Raw genomic sequence first — 901 nt, 5'->3', positions numbered from 1 at the left:
GTCATTATTATCAACCACTCTGGCCGACTGCTCCTCACCAAAAGGAACCGCGTCCGAATCCTGATACGGCGCGTTTTCCAGATCCGGAATGCCTACAAATTCATTATAATATTCATTACCGTCGTGATAATGTTTAAGCTCGATGATACGGTAGGTTTCCATTGGATTATCATTGATGTCGATCAGCTTCGCCAAACCTCCGATTTTCAATAAAGGATCCCTACTTTTCCCTTTAATCATGATTAAATTTTCACGGTTTTCGCGCTCCCGCCTCACCGAATCTTTCAGCTCTCTCGAGGTATTATTCGAAATTCCCGTATGATTGTAGAACATTTCGGATCTCTTTTTGTAAACGTTTTCCGAGGCATTGATCGCCACCGCCTGAAACGGATTTTCTTTATATTGATGTTGAACAGAATTCGACTGATAATCAATATTTTCACCCACCTGAACATCATACGCCGAATAGCTGAAATTCTGTGGCTTGATATTCATTTGAAACTCAACTTCAATCAAATTTTTATTTTCCTCTAAATCTAACATATCCTGCACTTTATTGCCGAATAAAAGTTGCTGACCGTTGTAATAAAAATATTCACCAAACCTCATGGCGAGCCTTTTAATGAACTGATAATCTGATTCTTTATATTGAACCGTGTACGGAAGCGAATACTCCGTATTGGGATGATGCACCAAAATATTTGCTTCATCAGGATATTCCGAAACAATTTCTTTGATGATCTGCTCCAGTGATTTTCCTTCAAAGCTGCGGCATTTTTTTCCACTTTCCATCAGCATTGTCGGCGAATATCCGGTGATATAAAGTTCTCCGTAACCATTCTCTTTTCGGTTTCGAATATTGGCGATAATACCCACAAAAACCTGACGGATATTGCCATAT

1 protein-coding gene is annotated in these 901 nt (G+C 39.4%); it reads right to left on the bottom strand.

All coding sequences use genetic code 11. The features are described 5' to 3' along the window. Window positions 1-901, bottom strand: a 901-nt coding sequence (locus OXQ85_RS20565; protein ID WP_267407015.1) for a contractile injection system protein, VgrG/Pvc8 family, incomplete at both ends; no start/stop codon positions are given.

It is taken from the genome of Chryseobacterium sp. GM_Chr_2, from assembly GCF_026540445.1.
GTDB lineage: Bacteria > Bacteroidota > Bacteroidia > Flavobacteriales > Weeksellaceae > Chryseobacterium.
Note: the sequence above shows the minus strand (reverse complement) of the source record. Positions and strands in the feature narration are given on the sequence as shown.